This is a genomic window from Variovorax sp. RO1, assembly GCF_002849325.1.
In the GTDB taxonomy this organism is placed as follows: domain Bacteria; phylum Pseudomonadota; class Gammaproteobacteria; order Burkholderiales; family Burkholderiaceae_C; genus Variovorax.
On the sequence record NZ_PKMT01000001.1, the window covers coordinates 1031339 to 1045265 of the forward strand.

Here is a 13927-nt window from a genome sequence, read left to right on the forward strand (position 1 = left end):
CACTGGAGCACTCATTGAACGCACTCAACATGATTCCCGTCCTCGGTTGGCTGATCGCCGCGGCAGTCTGCTTCTTCATCGCGATCCCGGTCTATTTGCTGTGGAACTGGCTGGCGCCGACGTACTTTTACTGGCTGCCTCCGGTGTACCTCGACCTGCCGTTCTGGCACGTCTTCGGCCTGCTGTGGCTGATCTCTTCGTTGCGCTCGCTCTTCATGCCTCGCGCGTACATCAACACGTCCTCGAAGACGAAGTGAAGGGGCTCGGCATGAAGCGCGCACTGCTCTACATCCTGCTGGAGTTCATCGATCCGAGGCGGCTGATTCGCCGGCCTGCTGCTGCGAGAGAGCGGCTGCAGTGGCCCGTGATCGACCCCTCCCTGTTGCCCGCCAAGGAAACTGCATGAGGCCCACCCAGCACTCCAGCAACAACCGCGTTCTCGGCGCGCCTCCGGGCTGGGATCAAGGCGAACTCCCGTGCGGCGCCCTAGCCATCACTGACGCAGTGCAGGGCGATGTCCCGTGCGTCATCTCCTTCTGGCGCCCGGACGCCGACGAGCTGGCCGCGCTGAATGCCGGCGGCCTGGTCTACCTCTCGGTTGTCGGCCGGACGATGCCGCCCATGGGGCTGGGCGTGGAGACAACGTCGTGAGCACCCGCACCATCATCGAGATCAACCACGACTTCCTGAATAGGTTGACGCAAGACCCGGCGCACATGCTGGCCGTGCTGAACGCGCTGAAGTCGTCATTCATCACCGGCATGCTCAATCACGGCCCGGTGGAGCAGGGCGGCGGCATCATCGTGCTCGCCCAGCGCCACCACAGCGAGACGCTGAAGCTGGAGGTGAAGTGAGCCAGACGATCGAGCTGCCTGCCGCCGAGCGCGTGACGCTGACCGGGCATTCCGCCGCAGGAGCGTGGCAGCTTGAGTTCTGCGGCATCGCGCCGGCAACGCTCGCTGCGGCCGTCGATCTTCTGCAAGGCACACGCCGTTCTCACGCCATCGTCGTCACCAAGAACCCCACATCCGCCACCGTCGAGCCTATTGCGGTGGTGGACTTCTATTCCGAACCGAAGGACTCCGATGTCGATCACTGACCGCTACGCCACCGCCATCCGCTCTTCGTGCCTGACGGTCGATGCGCGCACTGTCTACAGCGATACCGACGTGCTTGGCGCAATGGGCCTGGCGCACCGCGACCTCTCCGAGGGGCGCACCTGGTCGCGCGGGCAGCAGGTTTCGATCCCGAAGGCAGAGCTCGCTGTGCCGCTCGAGCGCCTGTTCATGGGCGACAACGGCGCCGCGCAGGAAATCGTCGAGATCCTGGTGGAGTGGCTCCGCGGGAAGGCGCCGGCCATGAAGCTCAAGCTCACGACCGTGCAGTGTGCCGACATGGCCCGCGCCTGTCTCGCATGGCACCGGGATAGCACCTGCAAGCCATGTGGTGGTCATGGGCAGGGCCTCATCAAGGGAAGCACGACCATCGGCGGAGCGATCTGCAAGCACTGCAAGGGGACGGGTCAGATTCCGTTCGAAAAGCAGTTCCGCCACGAGCACCGCGAGCTCGCGCGCTGGCTGGTCGGCGAGATGGAGCGGGAGCAGGGGCGCGCGGGGCCGGCGGCAATGCGGAAGATCGCGGCTAGCATGGAGCTATGAAAACCTCTGAACTCACGGGTGCCCAGCTCGACTACTGGGTGGCAAAAGCCGAGGGGCATCGCGTTCGACTTGTTGGCGAGCTCGTCGTTTTCTACGAGGGAGGCGACGATTCGGGATTGAAAGAGAGGCGCGGCCCGGAGTTTTCGCCCTCCACGGATTGGAGCGACGGCGGCCCGATCATCGAGCGCGAGCGGATTGGCGTGTGGTCCGGGGTCGATCCTTACAGTGGGAAATCAGCAGACGCTCTTTGGTTTTCGGAGGGCTCAGGCACATCGTCAGGCCGCGCCAAAGCTACGGGCCCGTCGTCGCTCGTCGCCGCCATGCGCGCCTATGTCGCATCGAAGTTCGGCGAAGATTTCCCGGGCGATGCTGGATGAAAACCCCTTTCGCGCGGCGAATTCTTCGTGTACAGTCCGGGCACCTGTACAAACACGGTGTGTTGCCGTGAAAGCAATAGAGCAGGCCCGCCTTTGATGGCGGAGCCGACTTCGAAATCAGGGTCATCACAAAGAGATTCACGTAGCAGCAGAAGCCGAAGGGCTGAAGGGGAGCGTGATTCGTAGAGTCTCTTCGTGATGGGGAAAGGTGGTCTTGCCGCCGCGAGGGAGCAAGAGGACGCAGGAGCTGGCCGTGATTCGCGGGGTAGCCTGAGTACGGACCGGAAGGGAAAGCCTCCATCAGCAACACGGCCGCCAGCAGCAATGTTCGGCGGCTTTTTCGTTTCCGCATTCCAGCGCGCGGGCCGCGTCGCCAGCCTTCCAAGCTGCGCAGAGAAGGGTTCGATTCCCTCGGGATGCTCCAAGTCAGGCAGGTTCAATTCCTGCTCGCTGGCCGAGATCTGGTGAAGGACGTGGTTCGAATCCACGGCGGGGCGCAAGCCCTTCGCGACGCTGTCCGGGTAGACAGGGGCACAAGCCAGCCGGGGGAAGGGCTCCCGGCGCCAATTTCGCGGTCAAGCGCTCGCGCGCAGGGTTGGGAGTCCCCGGCCGCCGCAACCCTTTTCGGCGACAGCCGGCTGGAAGATGTCGAAGCGCCTGCTCAACAGCCAGCGCCGGGCCAGGTCTGCTCCACAGGACCAAGCTCCAGCCGCCGCCCCGTACCTCCCGCATACCAAAGGGAGCAGGGGATTCCGAATTCAATGAAGCCCGGAGCCGGGCGGCAGGGGTGGCGCAACTTCGGGGTTGCTCAGAAATCCCTTGATGTTGTCGGCCAGGTGCATCGCTGCTTCGATCGGGATGACAAGGCGGCCGACCACCACGCGGTTGATCGGACCAGGGTTGGAGCCATGATCAATACGGGGCGCCTCGAAGGTGATGTGAAGCAGGCCGCCGTTGCGCCACAGCCCTGAATAGCCGTGCGAGAAGATTTCCGGCGCGTGCGGGTTGTCGATGAAGTTCACTTCTGCTTTGTCGTCTGCCATTGCTGTCTCCTTTGTTGAAAGTCGCTGGTAGACCATCCGCCAAGCCGAATAGTTCAGCGCTTAAGTTTTCACATTCAGAGAAATTCAAGCGCGGCCAGTTGTCTCCAAGGTCGACCACTGGCCTTTTGCCCGCCTCGTGCGGGCTTTTTCATTTGTGAGGTTCCATGACCACTACCGTCCACATCTCCGTCACTGGCAATAAACAGGTCAAGGTCACAACCCAGAGCGGCGTGACCCGCATGCAGCCCGGGGCGTACCACGCCTTCTCCGTTCACGGTGACGGTGTCGTCAGCGTGCAGGAGTTGGGCGACTTCGTGTCCTCGCCTTCGTTGCCGCTGGTGCGTCCGTACATCCCCGAATCGCCCGAAGAGGGCGCCACCCCCAACTAAACGCTGGCAGGGCCCGCGTCAGCGCTCAATGCGTCTGGCGTGGCTAAGTGGCATCGCCCAGCCTGGCCGGCCCCTTTCTCGGCCCCGCTCATCCCGGCAACGTGAGCCGGCGCCACACGGGTAAATGTGGCGGTTCTCCGGCGAATGCGGTCCCGCTCAATCACGAGTGCCGCGACAGCCATCACCCCAGCGCCTCGCCGCCTTCGGGCGGTGGGCCGTAAGTGCTTATGGGGTGTCTAGATTGAAAGGTCCGGCCATGGCGCTGACTCCCAAGCAACAGCGTTTCGTCGCCGAGTACCTCATTGACCTGAACGCGACCCAAGCCGCTGTGCGGGCCGGATACAGCGCCAGGACGGCTGACAAGATCGGGTCGCAACTGCTAGGGAAAACTAGAGTCGGAGAGGCCATCGCCGACGCCAAGAAAGAGCGTGCGGAGCGAACCGACATCAACGCCGACTGGGTGCTGAAGCGCCTGGCGCGTGATGCGACGGCCGACCTGGCCGACCTCTACGACGACCACGGAGGCCTGAAGCCGGTCAAGGAATGGCCGCTCGTGTGGCGCACTGGTCTGGTCGCTGGCGTCGAGACCGTGCAAGAGCGCTTGGGCGATGACCCCGATGGCGCTCCGACCTTCGCGACGGTGCGCAAGCTGAAGCTTCTGGACCGCACCAAGCTGGTCGAACTCATCGGCAAACACGTCGATGTCGGGGCCTTCAAGGAGAAGGTCGAACACTCTGGATCGATTGCCACACCTGAACTGAAGTTGGTGCTCCATGGAACTGCACCTTCACCCGCAGCAGACTAAGGCGTTTCTTTCCACTGGGACGGAGATCCTGTACGGCGGTGCAGCTGGCGGTGGCAAGAGCCATCTGATGCGCGTCGCTGCAATCTCGTGGTGCACAGACATTCCCGGCCTGCAGGTCTACATCTTCCGCCGCTTGTCGGACGACCTGGCGAAGAACCACATGGAGGGGCCGACCGGCTTTCCGGCGCTGCTGGCCGAGTGGATCGACGCAGGGCATGTGAAGACGAACGACTCGAAGAACTTCATTCAGTTCTGGAACGGGTCGAAGATCCATCTTTGCCACTGCCAGTACGAGAAGAACGTGACCAAGTACCAGGGCGCGGAAATCCACGTCCTCATGATGGATGAGCTGACGCACTTCACGGACAAGATCTACCGCTACCTGCGCGGCCGGTGCCGACTGGGTGGGCTGAAGCTGCCGAAGAAGTACGGCGGCTTGTTCCCGCGAGTGGTCGCCGGATCGAATCCTGGGGGCATCGGGCACAACTGGGTGAAGGCGACCTTCATCGACCCGGCGGCCCCAATGGAGATCGTGCAGCAGGAGAAGGCCGAAGGCGGCATGCGCCGGCAGTACATCCCGGCCAAGCTCAGCGACAACCCGACGCTGCAGGAGAACGATCCCGACTACGTCGACCGCCTGGAAGGCCTGGGCAACGCCGCGCTGATCAAGGCGATGCGCGACGGCGACTGGAGCATCGTCGCTGGCGGCATGTTCGATGACCTCTGGGACCTCGACAAGCACGTCCTCAAGCCGTTCGCCATCCCGGCCAGTTGGCGCATCGATCGCGCTTTCGACTGGGGCAGCAGCAAACCGTTCTCGGTGGGATTCTGGGCTGAATCGGACGGAACCGAAGCGGTCATGGCGGACGGCACGAAGCGCGCCTTCCCGCGCGGCACGCTGTTCCGCATCGGCGAGTGGTACGGCTGGAATGGGCGCCCGAACGAGGGCCTGAAGATGAGCGATGCAGGCATTGCCGATGGCATCGTGAAGCACCAGGTTGATATGGGCATTCAGGACCGGGTGAAGGCCGGCCCCGCGGACAGCAGCATCTTCGACGAGACCAACGGCGACAGCCCCGCCAAGATTCAGGAGCGCCACAAAGTGCGCTGGGAGAAGGCGGACAAGTCGCCAGGCTCACGCAAACGAGGCTGGAGCCTGCTGCGCGGTCGCCTGCAGGCATCCGCCGCGCCCCGCATGGAAGAGCCCGGCATCTTCGTATTCGAGACCTGCAGGCAGTTCATCCGGACCATGCCAGTCCTGCCGCGCAGCGAGCGCGACACCGACGACATCGACACCGATGCCGAAGACCACATCGCAGACGAAGTGCGGTATCGAATCCTGGCCGTGAAGCGCACGACCGAGGTCAAACCACTCCGGATGTAAGAGAAAAACAAGCATGGCCCAAAAAGTCCAAGATCAATCGCCAGAAGTGCAGGCGCTTGCGGCCAATTGGCCCATCGTCGAAGCACTGCTCGGCGGGACTTCGGCCATGCGCGCGGCTGCCACGGCCTACCTGCCGAAGTGGCCGAACGAGGAGCAGGACAGCTACAACACACGCCTGGGCACCGCGACCCTATTCCCGGCGATGGCCCGGACCATCTCGGTGATGACCGGCAAGCCCTTCGCCAAGCAATTGACGCTGGGCGACGATGTGCCCGCCAAGATCAAGGGCTGGTGCGAAGACGCCGACCAGCAGGGCAACAACCTGCACAGCTTCAGCGCCGATGTCATGGCCGAGGTGCTTGGCTATGGCTTGTGTGGCGTGCTGGTGGACTATCCACCGGTGCCGACCGAACAGGTGCGCACCCAGGCCGCGGAGACCGCGCTCGGCGTGCGCCCGTATCTGGTGTTCATCCGCCATGCCCAGATCCTGGGTTGGAAGATGGAGCGCAAGGCTGGCGTGACCCGCCTGACGCAGCTTCGCATCTCCGAGTGCAAGGAAGTGCCGGACGGCGCGTTCGGCACCAAGAGCGAGCCGCGCGTGCGGGTGCTGGAGCCCGGAAAGTGGGCGGTCTACATGCCGGACGCCAAGGCCGAAGACGACTGGGTCATCGAGACGGAAGGCGTCACAACCCTGGCCGAGATCCCATTCGTCCCGTTCTATGGCAAGAAGAAGGGCTTCATGTGTGGTGTGAGCCCACTGCTCGACCTGGCCTACCTGAACGTCAAGCATTGGCAGAGCCAGTCCGACCAGGACACGATCCTGCACGTGGCGCGTGTGCCGATTCTGGCGGCGATCGGCGGCGGCGACGATTTCACCCTTACGGTCGGCAGTTCGACCGCAGTCAAATTGCCCATCGATGGCGACTTGAAGTTCGTCGAGCACACCGGTGCAGCCATCGATGCCGGCTCCAAGAGTCTCGAGCTGCTCGAAGACCAGATGATCACGACCGGCGCCGAGCTGCTGGTCATCAAGCCCGGCGAGCAGAAGTCCGCCACGCAGTCGAACAACGAGGCCGAGGCCAACAAGAGCGACCTGCAGCGCATCGTCGAATCGTTCGAGGACAGCCTCGATCAGGTGCTGCAGTTCATGGCTGCCTGGGTCAAGCAGCCGCAGGGCGGCCACGCCAGCTTGTTCAAGGACTTCTCGGCGAACAGCCTGACCGATGCCAGCGCGCAGTTGATTCTGGCGATGCAACAAGGCGGCCTGATCACGAAGCAAACGGCCATCCGCGAGCAGCAGCGCCGCGGGATGCTGGCGGCGGACATCGACCCGGAGACTGAGCTCGATGCAGTGGCCGAGGAGGGGCCGAAACTGGGCGAGATCACCGACGAGGACATCGACCCGCTGACCGGCCTTCCGAGAAAGCCTGACCCGGCCGCTGCCTGATGGCCACGGTCAACGAGAAGCTGCTGGACGCTGAGGTAGACCACGCGGTCAACCTGCAGCAGTACAGCGCCGGGGTAGTGCAGCGCATCATTGCGATCCTCAACCGGGCCGACGCTCGGCTCGCAGCGGCCCTGATGGAGGCGCTGGAAGGGATGGACGCTACGACGTTCACGATTGAGCGCCTGGAGGTGATGCTGGGGGCTGTGCGGTCCCTGAATCAGGAGGCCTACGACGCCATTGGGCGCGCGCTGCCCGAAGAAATGGCGGTGCTGGCGACCTACGAGGCGGGCTACCAGTTCGATCTGTTCGCCAAGACGATCCCCGCCGGCGTGCAGGCGGTGGTTCCCGTGCAGGCGATCAGCGTCGAGCAGGCATACGCGGCAGCGATGAGCCGGCCCTTTCAGGGGCGCTTGCTGCGCTCCTGGGCGGCAGCAGTCGAGCCGACACGCATGGCGCAGATCCGCAACGCGGTGCGCGACGGCTACCTGCAGGGTAAGACGAACGACCAGATCATTCGCGACATCCGCGGCACGAAGGCGAAGGGCTACGAAGACGGCATCCTGAACCGTGGCCGCGTCGAGGTCGAGGCGGTTGTTCGGACGGCGGTGGCGCACACGGCGGCCATGGCCCGCGAGGAGTTCTACAAGGCGAACGCTGAGCTGATCGCTGCCCTGAAATGGGTGTCGACGCTGGACCTGCGCACGAGCGCGATGTGCCGCATCCGTGACGGGAAGAAGTACACGACGGACCACAAGCCTGTCGGACACTCGGTGCCCTGGCTGCAGGGGCCGGGCCGGCTGCATTGGCGGTGCCGATCGAGCAGCGCGCCGATCACCAAGAGCTTCCGCGAGCTGGGCATCGACATCGACGAGCTGACGCCCGCAGAGCGCGCCAGCATGGACGGCCAGGTGCCGGCGGAGATGAGCTACGGCGAGTGGCTGCAGAAGCAGTCGGCCAAGCGACAGGACGAGGTTGTCGGGCCCGTGCGAGGCAGGCTGATGCGCGAGGGGAAAGTTCCCTTCGACCAGTTCTACAACGCCCGGGGCGAGTGGATCGACCTGGATGTGTTGCGCGCTCGGGATGCCGAGGCTTTCAAGAGGGCTGGCGTATGAGCGGCGTGATCATGAAGAACCCCAACGCGTTCGGCGCCGCCCTGTGCGAGGTGCTGGGCCTGAAGCAGGTGACAAAGCTGGTGCTGACCATGGAGGTGGGCTGCATGATGCAGGTGGAGGCCACCGTGGTGGCTCCCAGTCAGGAGGACTTGGCCCCGGTGCTGAAGCGGTTCCGCATCGAGGCAGTGCCAGTCTTAGAATCGCCCGATGCCGCGCCTCAAGCTCGTTCCAGCGACTGAGCCCTCTCTGGCCGAGAAGGTCCGCCAGCGCGTGCGTGCGATGCCAAGGCCGGCCGCGGTGCTGCAGTGCAACCGCTGTGGTGGCCGGGAGATGATCGAGACGAAGACCGGCATGCTGTTCAAGGACGGCAAGGCCAGCGGCGGGACGAAGCAGATCCTCTGCGCGGCCTGCCTCCTCAAGGGCGAAAGGGTGGTGGTGCTGTGAACAACGATGAATCCACTTCTCTCGACGTTTTTCGCACCGAGGCGGCACTTCCCATCGGGCACATCATCGAAACGGCGCAGGCAGACTATCGAGTTGTGAAGACGCTGCCGCACCCGGGCGGCGGCTTCCAATCGCTTGCGGAGCCAGTCGTTCTCTATCCGATTGACATCGAAACAGGCAAGCGCCTGAAGTCCTGAGTATCGGCCACGAGGCCCAAAACAACCCGCCCCGGGCAGCCGCGGCGGGTTTTCTTTTCCCCAAGCCGTTGTGCGCAAGCCCAGCGGCTTTTTTCATGCCCAGACGACGGATGTCTGAGGGCGCTTCGCCGCGGATGCGGCAACCGTACTGAGGGCGGATGCCCAAGGAAACAGCAACCATGCCATTCAAGATTGACCCCGCCACCGGTGCCATCATCGTTCAAGACGTCAACGGCCAAAAGCTGCCCGTGTTCGTGCATGCCGACGGCAAAGAGACGCCCTTCGACGGCGACAGCACCATCGCCACCATCAGCCGCCTGAACGGCGAGGCCAAGTCCCATCGGGAACGGGCCGAAGCCGCCGAGGGCAAGCTCAAACCATTCGAGGGCATCGAAGACCCTGCAGCCGCTCGCAAGGCGCTGGAGACGGTCAAGAACCTCGACGACAAGAAGCTGGTGGACGCCGGTCAAGTCGAGACGATCAAGAACGAGGCCATCAAGGCCGTGCGAGCCGAATTCGAGCCTGTGGTCGCTGAACGGGACAAGCTCAAGGGCGACCTGTACGGTGAAAAGATCGGCGGCGCGTTCGCGCGTTCCAAGACGATTGCCGAGAAGTTCGCCATTCCGGCTGACCTCGTGCAGGCGCGCTTCGGTTCGGCGTTCAAGGTCGAGGAAGGCAAGACCGTGGCCTACGACGGCCAGGGCAACAAGATTTACAGCAAGTCTCGCCCCGGCGAGCTCGCTGACTTCGATGAAGCCCTGGAAACGCTGGTTGACCAGTACCCCTACAAGGATTCGATCCTCAAGGGCTCGGGTGCATCTGGCGGCGGGGCAAGCGGTGGCAATCCTGGTGCTGGCGGCAAGAAGACCCTCACCCGCGCGCAGCTGGAGGCCATTCCTTCGGCAGAGCGCGGCGCTGCGTTGAAAGACGCAACCCTCGTCGACTGATCCAACCCTTCTGCAACCCCGAGCCCGCCATGAGCGGGCTTTGTCTTTTCTGAAAGCCCAACCATGAAAAACTTCCTCTCGAAGGCCCGCTTCGGCGTGCTCGCTCTGGTGGCCAGCCTGGCTGCCATCCTGCCCATGGCGACCGTGGCAGCCGCCGCGGCGCGCGTATTCGAGGTCACGAACAGCTGGGTCACCTCGACCCGCCAGTCGTTTGTCCTCGGTGCGAACACCCTGACCGGCCTGATTCCTGCGCTGTACTCGGCGCTCGACATCGTGTCGCGTGAACTGGTTGGTGCAATCCCGGCTGCGACTCGCGATGCGACGGCAGACCGAGCCGCCGTCGGCCAGAACGTCGTGGTCTTCAAGACCCCGAACGCCGTTGCCACGGACATCGCGCCCGCCGTGACGCCTCCGAACGATGGCGACCAGACGATCGGCAACACCGCTGTGACGATCACCAAGGCGCGACGCGTGCCCTTCCGCTGGAACGGGGAAGAAACGCTCGGCGTGAACAACAACGGCGCCGGTGCTGCAGCCATCCAGGCCGACCAGCTGCAGCAAGCCATCCGCACTCTGGTGAACGAAATGGAAGTCGACGTGGTGAACGCGGCGCGCATCGCGTCCTCGCGCGCCTACGGTACGGCCGGCACCACGCCGTTCGCCACCGATCTCTCCGACCCGGCGCAGCTGCGCAAGATCCTCGACGACAACGGCGCACCCGGTGAGCGCGCGCTGATCATCGACACCACGGCAGGCGCCAAGCTGCGCACCATGGGCCAGCTGACCAAGGCGAACGAGGCCGGCACCACCATGACGCTGCGCGACGGCGCGCTGCTCGACCTGCACGGCTTCGTGATCAAGGAGTCGGCCGGCGTGGGCGTCAACGTGAAGGGCACCGGCGCTGCGTACACCTCGACCACGGCCGGATTCCCCGTTGGCACCACGTCGATCCCGCTCATCACCGGCACTGGCACCGTGCTCGCTGGCGACATCGTGACCTTCGCGGGCGACACGAACAAGTACGTGGTGGAGACCGGCATCGCTGCGCCGGGCACCATCGTGCTGGCCGCGCCTGGTCTGCGTCAGGCTATCCCCGCCGCAGCCACCGCGATGACCATCGGCGCCAACTACACCGGCAACGTGGGCTTCTCGCGCTCGTCGCTCATCCTGGCAACTCGTGCCCCGGCGCTGCCGGACGGCGGCGACATGGCGATCGACCGCACGCTGGTGACCGATCCGCGCTCGGGCATCACGTTCGAAGTGGCGATGTACGCCCAGTACCGCCAGATGCAGTACGAGATCTCGGCTGCATGGGGCGTGAAGGGCATCAAGTCCAACCACAGCGCCATCCTGCTCGGCTGACCCGCTGCAGCGCTCTGGGCTTCGGCCTGGGGCGCTGCCCTACCTCATCGGAGAAACATCATGACCCAGACCTGCGAAACCATCCGCGTGAAGGCGAGCGACCCCGAACAGGGCGAGTTCGTCGTGATCAATAAGAGCGACTTCGACGAGAAGCTCCACGAGCTCCACGAAGAGTCCGCCGGCAAGCCGTCCGACGGCATGAAGGTCGAAGACCTCAAGGCCGCTCTCGAAGCCAAGGGCATCACTATCCCGGAAGGCGTGACCAAGAAGGCCGATCTCGCCGCACTGCTCGACAACGCGCCTGCCGCCTGAGCCTGCCTCGCGAAGCGTCCTCTGGGCGCTTCCCAAGACTGACTCCACCCTCGAAAGACCCCTATGCCACTCGTCACAACCGGCTATCGCTTCGGCTACGGCGGCTATTACAAGGACTCGGACGGCTCCGGCCCTTACTCCATCGATTCGGCTGGCACAGCAACGCTGATCGGAGGGGCCGCTGGCGGCGGCGGAGCGGCCACCATTGCCGATGGCGCCGATGTGGCAACTGGCGCGAAGGCGGATGCGGCAGCCGCCAATCCGGCAGCCTCTGCCAGTGTCATCGCCATCTTGAAGGGGATCTGGACGTCTCTGATCGGCCTGCTAACGGTCAACACCTTGGCTCAACCCGCAGTCGCCCGCCAACTCGCCGTTGCAGCATCGAGCGGGGCCAGTGCAAACACTGCGCTCACCACGACCTGCCGCCGCATCAGCATCTACGCGCGCGGCGCTGACGTGCGCTACGCCACCCGCCAGGCCACTGACAAGAGTGGCGCATCCACCGTAGAGGCCGGCTCGAAGGTCATCGCGAAGTTCGAGGCCGGCCCCGACATCTACATCGTGAACAACCTGCCGTACGGGCCGCGCCTGGAGTACGAGGGCTACTCCAAGCAGGCACCCGCCGGCATGGTGCGGATCACGGTGGCCGAGTACCAAGGCCTGATCGCGAAAGCGCTGGGCGAGGTTCAGAAATGAGCGAAAAGCTGATCCGCAGCCTGTACGAGGGGCGCCTCAAGGCATGGGCGGCCGCGCGCGTGCCGGCGCTGCCGGTGGCCTGGGAGAACGTCTCTTTCACGCCGCCGACGGGCATCTACCTGCGGGCCTTCCTGCTGCGAGGCGACACCACCAGCCGCGATCTGTACGGCGACAACCGGCACCGCGTCGGTGTCTTCCAAGTGAATCTGGTGTGCCCCGCCGGCAGCGGCCCTGGCGTGGCCGAAGGCATCGCGGCCGAGCTCGATGCTCTGTTCCCCATGAACCTGATTCTCACCAGCGGCGCTTTCTCGGTCACGCAGGTGTCGCCGCTGCGCACTCGCGCGGCGCTGCCCGACGACCGCTACACCGTCCCCGTGGACTTCGCCTACCGGGCGGACACCTACTGATTCCTCTCCCGCCCTTTCGTGGGCTTCTGCAACCTGGCCGCCATTGAGCGGCCTTTTTCATTTCCGAAAGGGCATCCGCCATGTCTTCCTACTTTCCCAACAAGACGATCCTGTCGATCAGCACCGGCTTCGACGCCGCGAAGACCGTCTCGGCGGTGACGAATGCGAATCCAGGCGTGGCCACATCCGCCGCACACGGCTACGCGAACGGCGACATCCTGCTCATGGGGTCCGGCTGGACCGACCTGAACGACCGAGCCGTCCGCGCCGCGAACATCGCCACCAACGCATTCGACCTTGAAGGTTTCGACACCACCAACGTGACCCGTTTTCCGGCGGGCGCCGGCGTGGGCACGGCGAAGAAGGCGACCTCGTTCGTGGCCTTCTCTCAGGTCACCGACGTGCAAACGGCCGGCGGCGAGCAGCAGTACTTCCAATGGGTCTACCTGGAAGACGGCCTGCAGCGCCAGAAGCCGACGTTCAAGAACGCGCGGTCGATGACCGTCACGCTGGACTACGACAACGCTCTGGCCTGGTACGACACCCTGCTCAACCATGACCTGACTGGCGACACGCAGATCCTGCGTGCCGCACTGCCCAACGGCAAGGTCTTCTACTGGTCGGTGGTGGTTGGCTTCGACGGCGAGCCGAACTTCAACATCAACACCAACATGCAGGTCACTGCACAGCTGGCGCTGGTCAACCCCCGTTCGACGAAGTACTGATCAGCATGTTCAAGCTCAAGGCTGACCCGACCTTCTCCGCGAAGGTCGCATTCCCCGTCGCTGGCGGGGCATCCGTGGACGTGCCCATCACGTTCAAGCACCGCACCAAGGCAGAGCTCAACGAGTGGCTCAAGGGCAGCAAGACCCGCAGCGACGAGGACACCTTCCTCGACATGGTGCAAGGCTGGGAGATCGACGAACCCTTCACGAAGGAGAACGTCGCCATCCTGCTGCAGCACCACATCGGCGTCGCACTGGCCGCGTACCAGGTCTACATCGACGAGCTGACAAGGCATCGCGAAAAAAACTCCTAGAGGCTGCGTGGCGGCTGTTCGATCCACCGGATTGGGCAGGCCGCGCAGCACTCGGGTTTGAGCCGGAGGACTTCGGAGACGAGCGCTTCGAAGTCTGGCCGGACAACTGGCAGGCCGTGGGCGTCTTTTCGGCCATGCGCTCCCAGTGGCGCGCCGGTATGGGCGGTTTCTACGGGCTCGACTTCAACGTCTTGCCCGAGATCTGGCAGCGCCTAAAGGTCTCAGAGGCCGACCGCGACGAAGTATTCGAGTCCCTTCTCCTGATGGAGGGCTCCGCTCTGAAGTTCATGCATTCGAAGAAGGACTAG

The 13927-nt window shown here is 64.2% G+C and carries 24 protein-coding genes and 1 tRNA gene; 24 read left to right on the forward strand and 1 reads right to left on the reverse strand.

Going from position 1 to position 13927, the window contains the following annotated elements; translation table 11 throughout:
• The first annotated feature begins 14 nt into the window (after positions 1-14).
• The 8 genes from CY658_RS04980 (at position 15) to CY658_RS32700 (ending at position 2459) form a co-directional block, all read left to right on the forward strand.
• Positions 15-257 (forward strand): hypothetical protein, encoded by a 243-nt coding sequence (locus CY658_RS04980; RefSeq protein ID WP_101489122.1) that lies wholly within the window; start codon positions 15-17, stop codon positions 255-257.
• An 11-nt stretch (positions 258-268) separates the two neighbouring features.
• Positions 269-406, forward strand: coding sequence for a hypothetical protein (locus tag CY658_RS32695; protein WP_180838872.1), 138 nt, complete (start codon positions 269-271; stop codon positions 404-406).
• Positions 403-651, forward strand: coding sequence for a hypothetical protein (locus tag CY658_RS04985; RefSeq protein ID WP_101489123.1), 249 nt, complete (start codon positions 403-405; stop codon positions 649-651). The genes CY658_RS32695 and CY658_RS04985 overlap by 4 nt, the downstream gene beginning before the upstream one ends.
• On the forward strand, positions 648-854 hold the full coding sequence (locus CY658_RS04990) for a hypothetical protein (RefSeq protein ID WP_101489124.1): 207 nt from the start codon (positions 648-650) through the stop codon (positions 852-854). The genes CY658_RS04985 and CY658_RS04990 overlap by 4 nt, the downstream gene beginning before the upstream one ends.
• Positions 851-1099, forward strand: coding sequence for a hypothetical protein (locus CY658_RS04995; RefSeq protein WP_101489125.1), 249 nt, complete (start codon positions 851-853; stop codon positions 1097-1099). The genes CY658_RS04990 and CY658_RS04995 overlap by 4 nt, the downstream gene beginning before the upstream one ends.
• Entirely contained in the window at positions 1086-1658 is a 573-nt protein-coding gene (locus tag CY658_RS05000; protein WP_101489126.1) for a hypothetical protein, read from the forward strand. The genes CY658_RS04995 and CY658_RS05000 overlap by 14 nt, the downstream gene beginning before the upstream one ends.
• Positions 1655-2035 (forward strand): phage protein NinX family protein, encoded by a 381-nt coding sequence (locus tag CY658_RS05005; protein WP_101489127.1) that lies wholly within the window; start codon positions 1655-1657, stop codon positions 2033-2035. Before CY658_RS05000 ends, CY658_RS05005 begins: the two co-directional genes overlap by 4 nt.
• A gap of 348 nt (positions 2036-2383) precedes the next feature.
• Positions 2384-2459, forward strand: a tRNA-Gly gene (locus CY658_RS32700).
• A 334-nt stretch (positions 2460-2793) separates the two neighbouring features.
• Here CY658_RS32700 and CY658_RS05010 read toward each other — a convergent pair.
• Positions 2794-3078: a hypothetical protein gene (locus CY658_RS05010; RefSeq protein ID WP_101489128.1), complete on the reverse strand. Its 285-nt coding sequence runs from the start codon at positions 3076-3078 to the stop codon at positions 2794-2796.
• 164 nt (positions 3079-3242) lie between these two features.
• On the opposite strand from CY658_RS05010, the gene CY658_RS05015 reads away from it, so the two are divergent.
• From CY658_RS05015 to CY658_RS33165, 16 genes are all read left to right on the forward strand, one after another.
• Entirely contained in the window at positions 3243-3467 is a 225-nt protein-coding gene (locus tag CY658_RS05015) for a hypothetical protein (RefSeq protein WP_101489129.1), read from the forward strand.
• 256 nt (positions 3468-3723) lie between these two features.
• Positions 3724-4272 (forward strand): terminase small subunit, encoded by a 549-nt coding sequence (locus CY658_RS05020; protein ID WP_101489130.1) that lies wholly within the window; start codon positions 3724-3726, stop codon positions 4270-4272.
• Positions 4241-5656, forward strand: a complete 1416-nt coding sequence (locus tag CY658_RS05025; protein ID WP_101489131.1) for a terminase large subunit domain-containing protein — start codon at positions 4241-4243, stop codon at positions 5654-5656. Before CY658_RS05020 ends, CY658_RS05025 begins: the two co-directional genes overlap by 32 nt.
• A gap of 13 nt (positions 5657-5669) precedes the next feature.
• Positions 5670-7103, forward strand: a complete 1434-nt coding sequence (locus tag CY658_RS05030) for a DUF4055 domain-containing protein (protein ID WP_101489132.1) — start codon at positions 5670-5672, stop codon at positions 7101-7103.
• Positions 7103-8215 (forward strand): minor capsid protein, encoded by a 1113-nt coding sequence (locus CY658_RS05035; protein WP_101489133.1) that lies wholly within the window; start codon positions 7103-7105, stop codon positions 8213-8215. Before CY658_RS05030 ends, CY658_RS05035 begins: the two co-directional genes overlap by 1 nt.
• The gene (locus CY658_RS05040; RefSeq protein WP_101489134.1) at positions 8212-8454 is read left to right on the forward strand and encodes a hypothetical protein; all 243 of its coding nucleotides are present in this window, start codon (positions 8212-8214) and stop codon (positions 8452-8454) included. Before CY658_RS05035 ends, CY658_RS05040 begins: the two co-directional genes overlap by 4 nt.
• A complete protein-coding gene (locus CY658_RS05045) occupies positions 8423-8659 on the forward strand; it encodes a hypothetical protein (RefSeq protein WP_101489135.1) in 237 nt (78 codons plus the stop codon). The genes CY658_RS05040 and CY658_RS05045 overlap by 32 nt, the downstream gene beginning before the upstream one ends.
• Positions 8656-8856 carry a hypothetical protein gene (locus tag CY658_RS32390; RefSeq protein WP_143713601.1) on the forward strand — a complete coding sequence of 67 codons (201 nt, stop codon included), beginning with the start codon at positions 8656-8658 and terminating at the stop codon, positions 8854-8856. Before CY658_RS05045 ends, CY658_RS32390 begins: the two co-directional genes overlap by 4 nt.
• Positions 8857-9035: 179 nt before the next feature.
• On the forward strand, positions 9036-9803 hold the full coding sequence (locus CY658_RS05050) for a DUF6651 domain-containing protein (protein WP_101489136.1): 768 nt from the start codon (positions 9036-9038) through the stop codon (positions 9801-9803).
• A 63-nt stretch (positions 9804-9866) separates the two neighbouring features.
• A complete protein-coding gene (locus tag CY658_RS05055) occupies positions 9867-11165 on the forward strand; it encodes a P22 coat - protein 5 family protein (RefSeq protein ID WP_101489137.1) in 1299 nt (432 codons plus the stop codon).
• Between the two features lie 60 nt (positions 11166-11225).
• On the forward strand, positions 11226-11477 hold the full coding sequence (locus tag CY658_RS05060; protein WP_101489138.1) for a hypothetical protein: 252 nt from the start codon (positions 11226-11228) through the stop codon (positions 11475-11477).
• A 63-nt stretch (positions 11478-11540) separates the two neighbouring features.
• Complete coding sequence (locus tag CY658_RS05065) at positions 11541-12173, forward strand: hypothetical protein (RefSeq protein ID WP_101489139.1); 633 nt, start codon at positions 11541-11543, stop codon at positions 12171-12173.
• Positions 12170-12580 (forward strand): phage tail terminator-like protein, encoded by a 411-nt coding sequence (locus tag CY658_RS05070; protein ID WP_101489140.1) that lies wholly within the window; start codon positions 12170-12172, stop codon positions 12578-12580. Before CY658_RS05065 ends, CY658_RS05070 begins: the two co-directional genes overlap by 4 nt.
• An 80-nt stretch (positions 12581-12660) precedes the next feature.
• The gene (locus tag CY658_RS05075) at positions 12661-13305 is read left to right on the forward strand and encodes a phage tail protein (RefSeq protein WP_257884703.1); all 645 of its coding nucleotides are present in this window, start codon (positions 12661-12663) and stop codon (positions 13303-13305) included.
• A 5-nt stretch (positions 13306-13310) separates the two neighbouring features.
• Positions 13311-13619 carry a phage tail assembly chaperone gene (locus CY658_RS32965; RefSeq protein WP_101489141.1) on the forward strand — a complete coding sequence of 103 codons (309 nt, stop codon included), beginning with the start codon at positions 13311-13313 and terminating at the stop codon, positions 13617-13619.
• 14 nt (positions 13620-13633) lie between these two features.
• Positions 13634-13927, forward strand: a complete 294-nt coding sequence (locus tag CY658_RS33165) for a DUF1799 domain-containing protein (RefSeq protein WP_101490231.1) — start codon at positions 13634-13636, stop codon at positions 13925-13927.

Coding starts and splice junctions, on each gene's coding strand:
- CY658_RS32695 (WP_180838872.1), top strand. CDS start 269: ATGAAGCGCGCACTGCTCTACATCCTGCTGGAGTTCATCGATCCGAGG.
- CY658_RS04985 (WP_101489123.1), top strand. CDS start 403: ATGAGGCCCACCCAGCACTCCAGCAACAACCGCGTTCTCGGCGCGCCT.
- CY658_RS05000 (WP_101489126.1), top strand. CDS start 1,086: ATGTCGATCACTGACCGCTACGCCACCGCCATCCGCTCTTCGTGCCTG.
- CY658_RS05005 (WP_101489127.1), top strand. CDS start 1,655: ATGAAAACCTCTGAACTCACGGGTGCCCAGCTCGACTACTGGGTGGCA.
- CY658_RS05010 (WP_101489128.1), bottom strand. CDS start 3,078: ATGGCAGACGACAAAGCAGAAGTGAACTTCATCGACAACCCGCACGCG.
- CY658_RS05015 (WP_101489129.1), top strand. CDS start 3,243: ATGACCACTACCGTCCACATCTCCGTCACTGGCAATAAACAGGTCAAG.
- CY658_RS05020 (WP_101489130.1), top strand. CDS start 3,724: ATGGCGCTGACTCCCAAGCAACAGCGTTTCGTCGCCGAGTACCTCATT.
- CY658_RS05025 (WP_101489131.1), top strand. CDS start 4,241: ATGGAACTGCACCTTCACCCGCAGCAGACTAAGGCGTTTCTTTCCACT.
- CY658_RS05030 (WP_101489132.1), top strand. CDS start 5,670: ATGGCCCAAAAAGTCCAAGATCAATCGCCAGAAGTGCAGGCGCTTGCG.
- CY658_RS05035 (WP_101489133.1), top strand. CDS start 7,103: ATGGCCACGGTCAACGAGAAGCTGCTGGACGCTGAGGTAGACCACGCG.
- CY658_RS05040 (WP_101489134.1), top strand. CDS start 8,212: ATGAGCGGCGTGATCATGAAGAACCCCAACGCGTTCGGCGCCGCCCTG.
- CY658_RS05045 (WP_101489135.1), top strand. CDS start 8,423: ATGCCGCGCCTCAAGCTCGTTCCAGCGACTGAGCCCTCTCTGGCCGAG.
- CY658_RS05050 (WP_101489136.1), top strand. CDS start 9,036: ATGCCATTCAAGATTGACCCCGCCACCGGTGCCATCATCGTTCAAGAC.
- CY658_RS05055 (WP_101489137.1), top strand. CDS start 9,867: ATGAAAAACTTCCTCTCGAAGGCCCGCTTCGGCGTGCTCGCTCTGGTG.
- CY658_RS05060 (WP_101489138.1), top strand. CDS start 11,226: ATGACCCAGACCTGCGAAACCATCCGCGTGAAGGCGAGCGACCCCGAA.
- CY658_RS05065 (WP_101489139.1), top strand. CDS start 11,541: ATGCCACTCGTCACAACCGGCTATCGCTTCGGCTACGGCGGCTATTAC.
- CY658_RS05070 (WP_101489140.1), top strand. CDS start 12,170: ATGAGCGAAAAGCTGATCCGCAGCCTGTACGAGGGGCGCCTCAAGGCA.
- CY658_RS05075 (WP_257884703.1), top strand. CDS start 12,661: ATGTCTTCCTACTTTCCCAACAAGACGATCCTGTCGATCAGCACCGGC.
- CY658_RS32965 (WP_101489141.1), top strand. CDS start 13,311: ATGTTCAAGCTCAAGGCTGACCCGACCTTCTCCGCGAAGGTCGCATTC.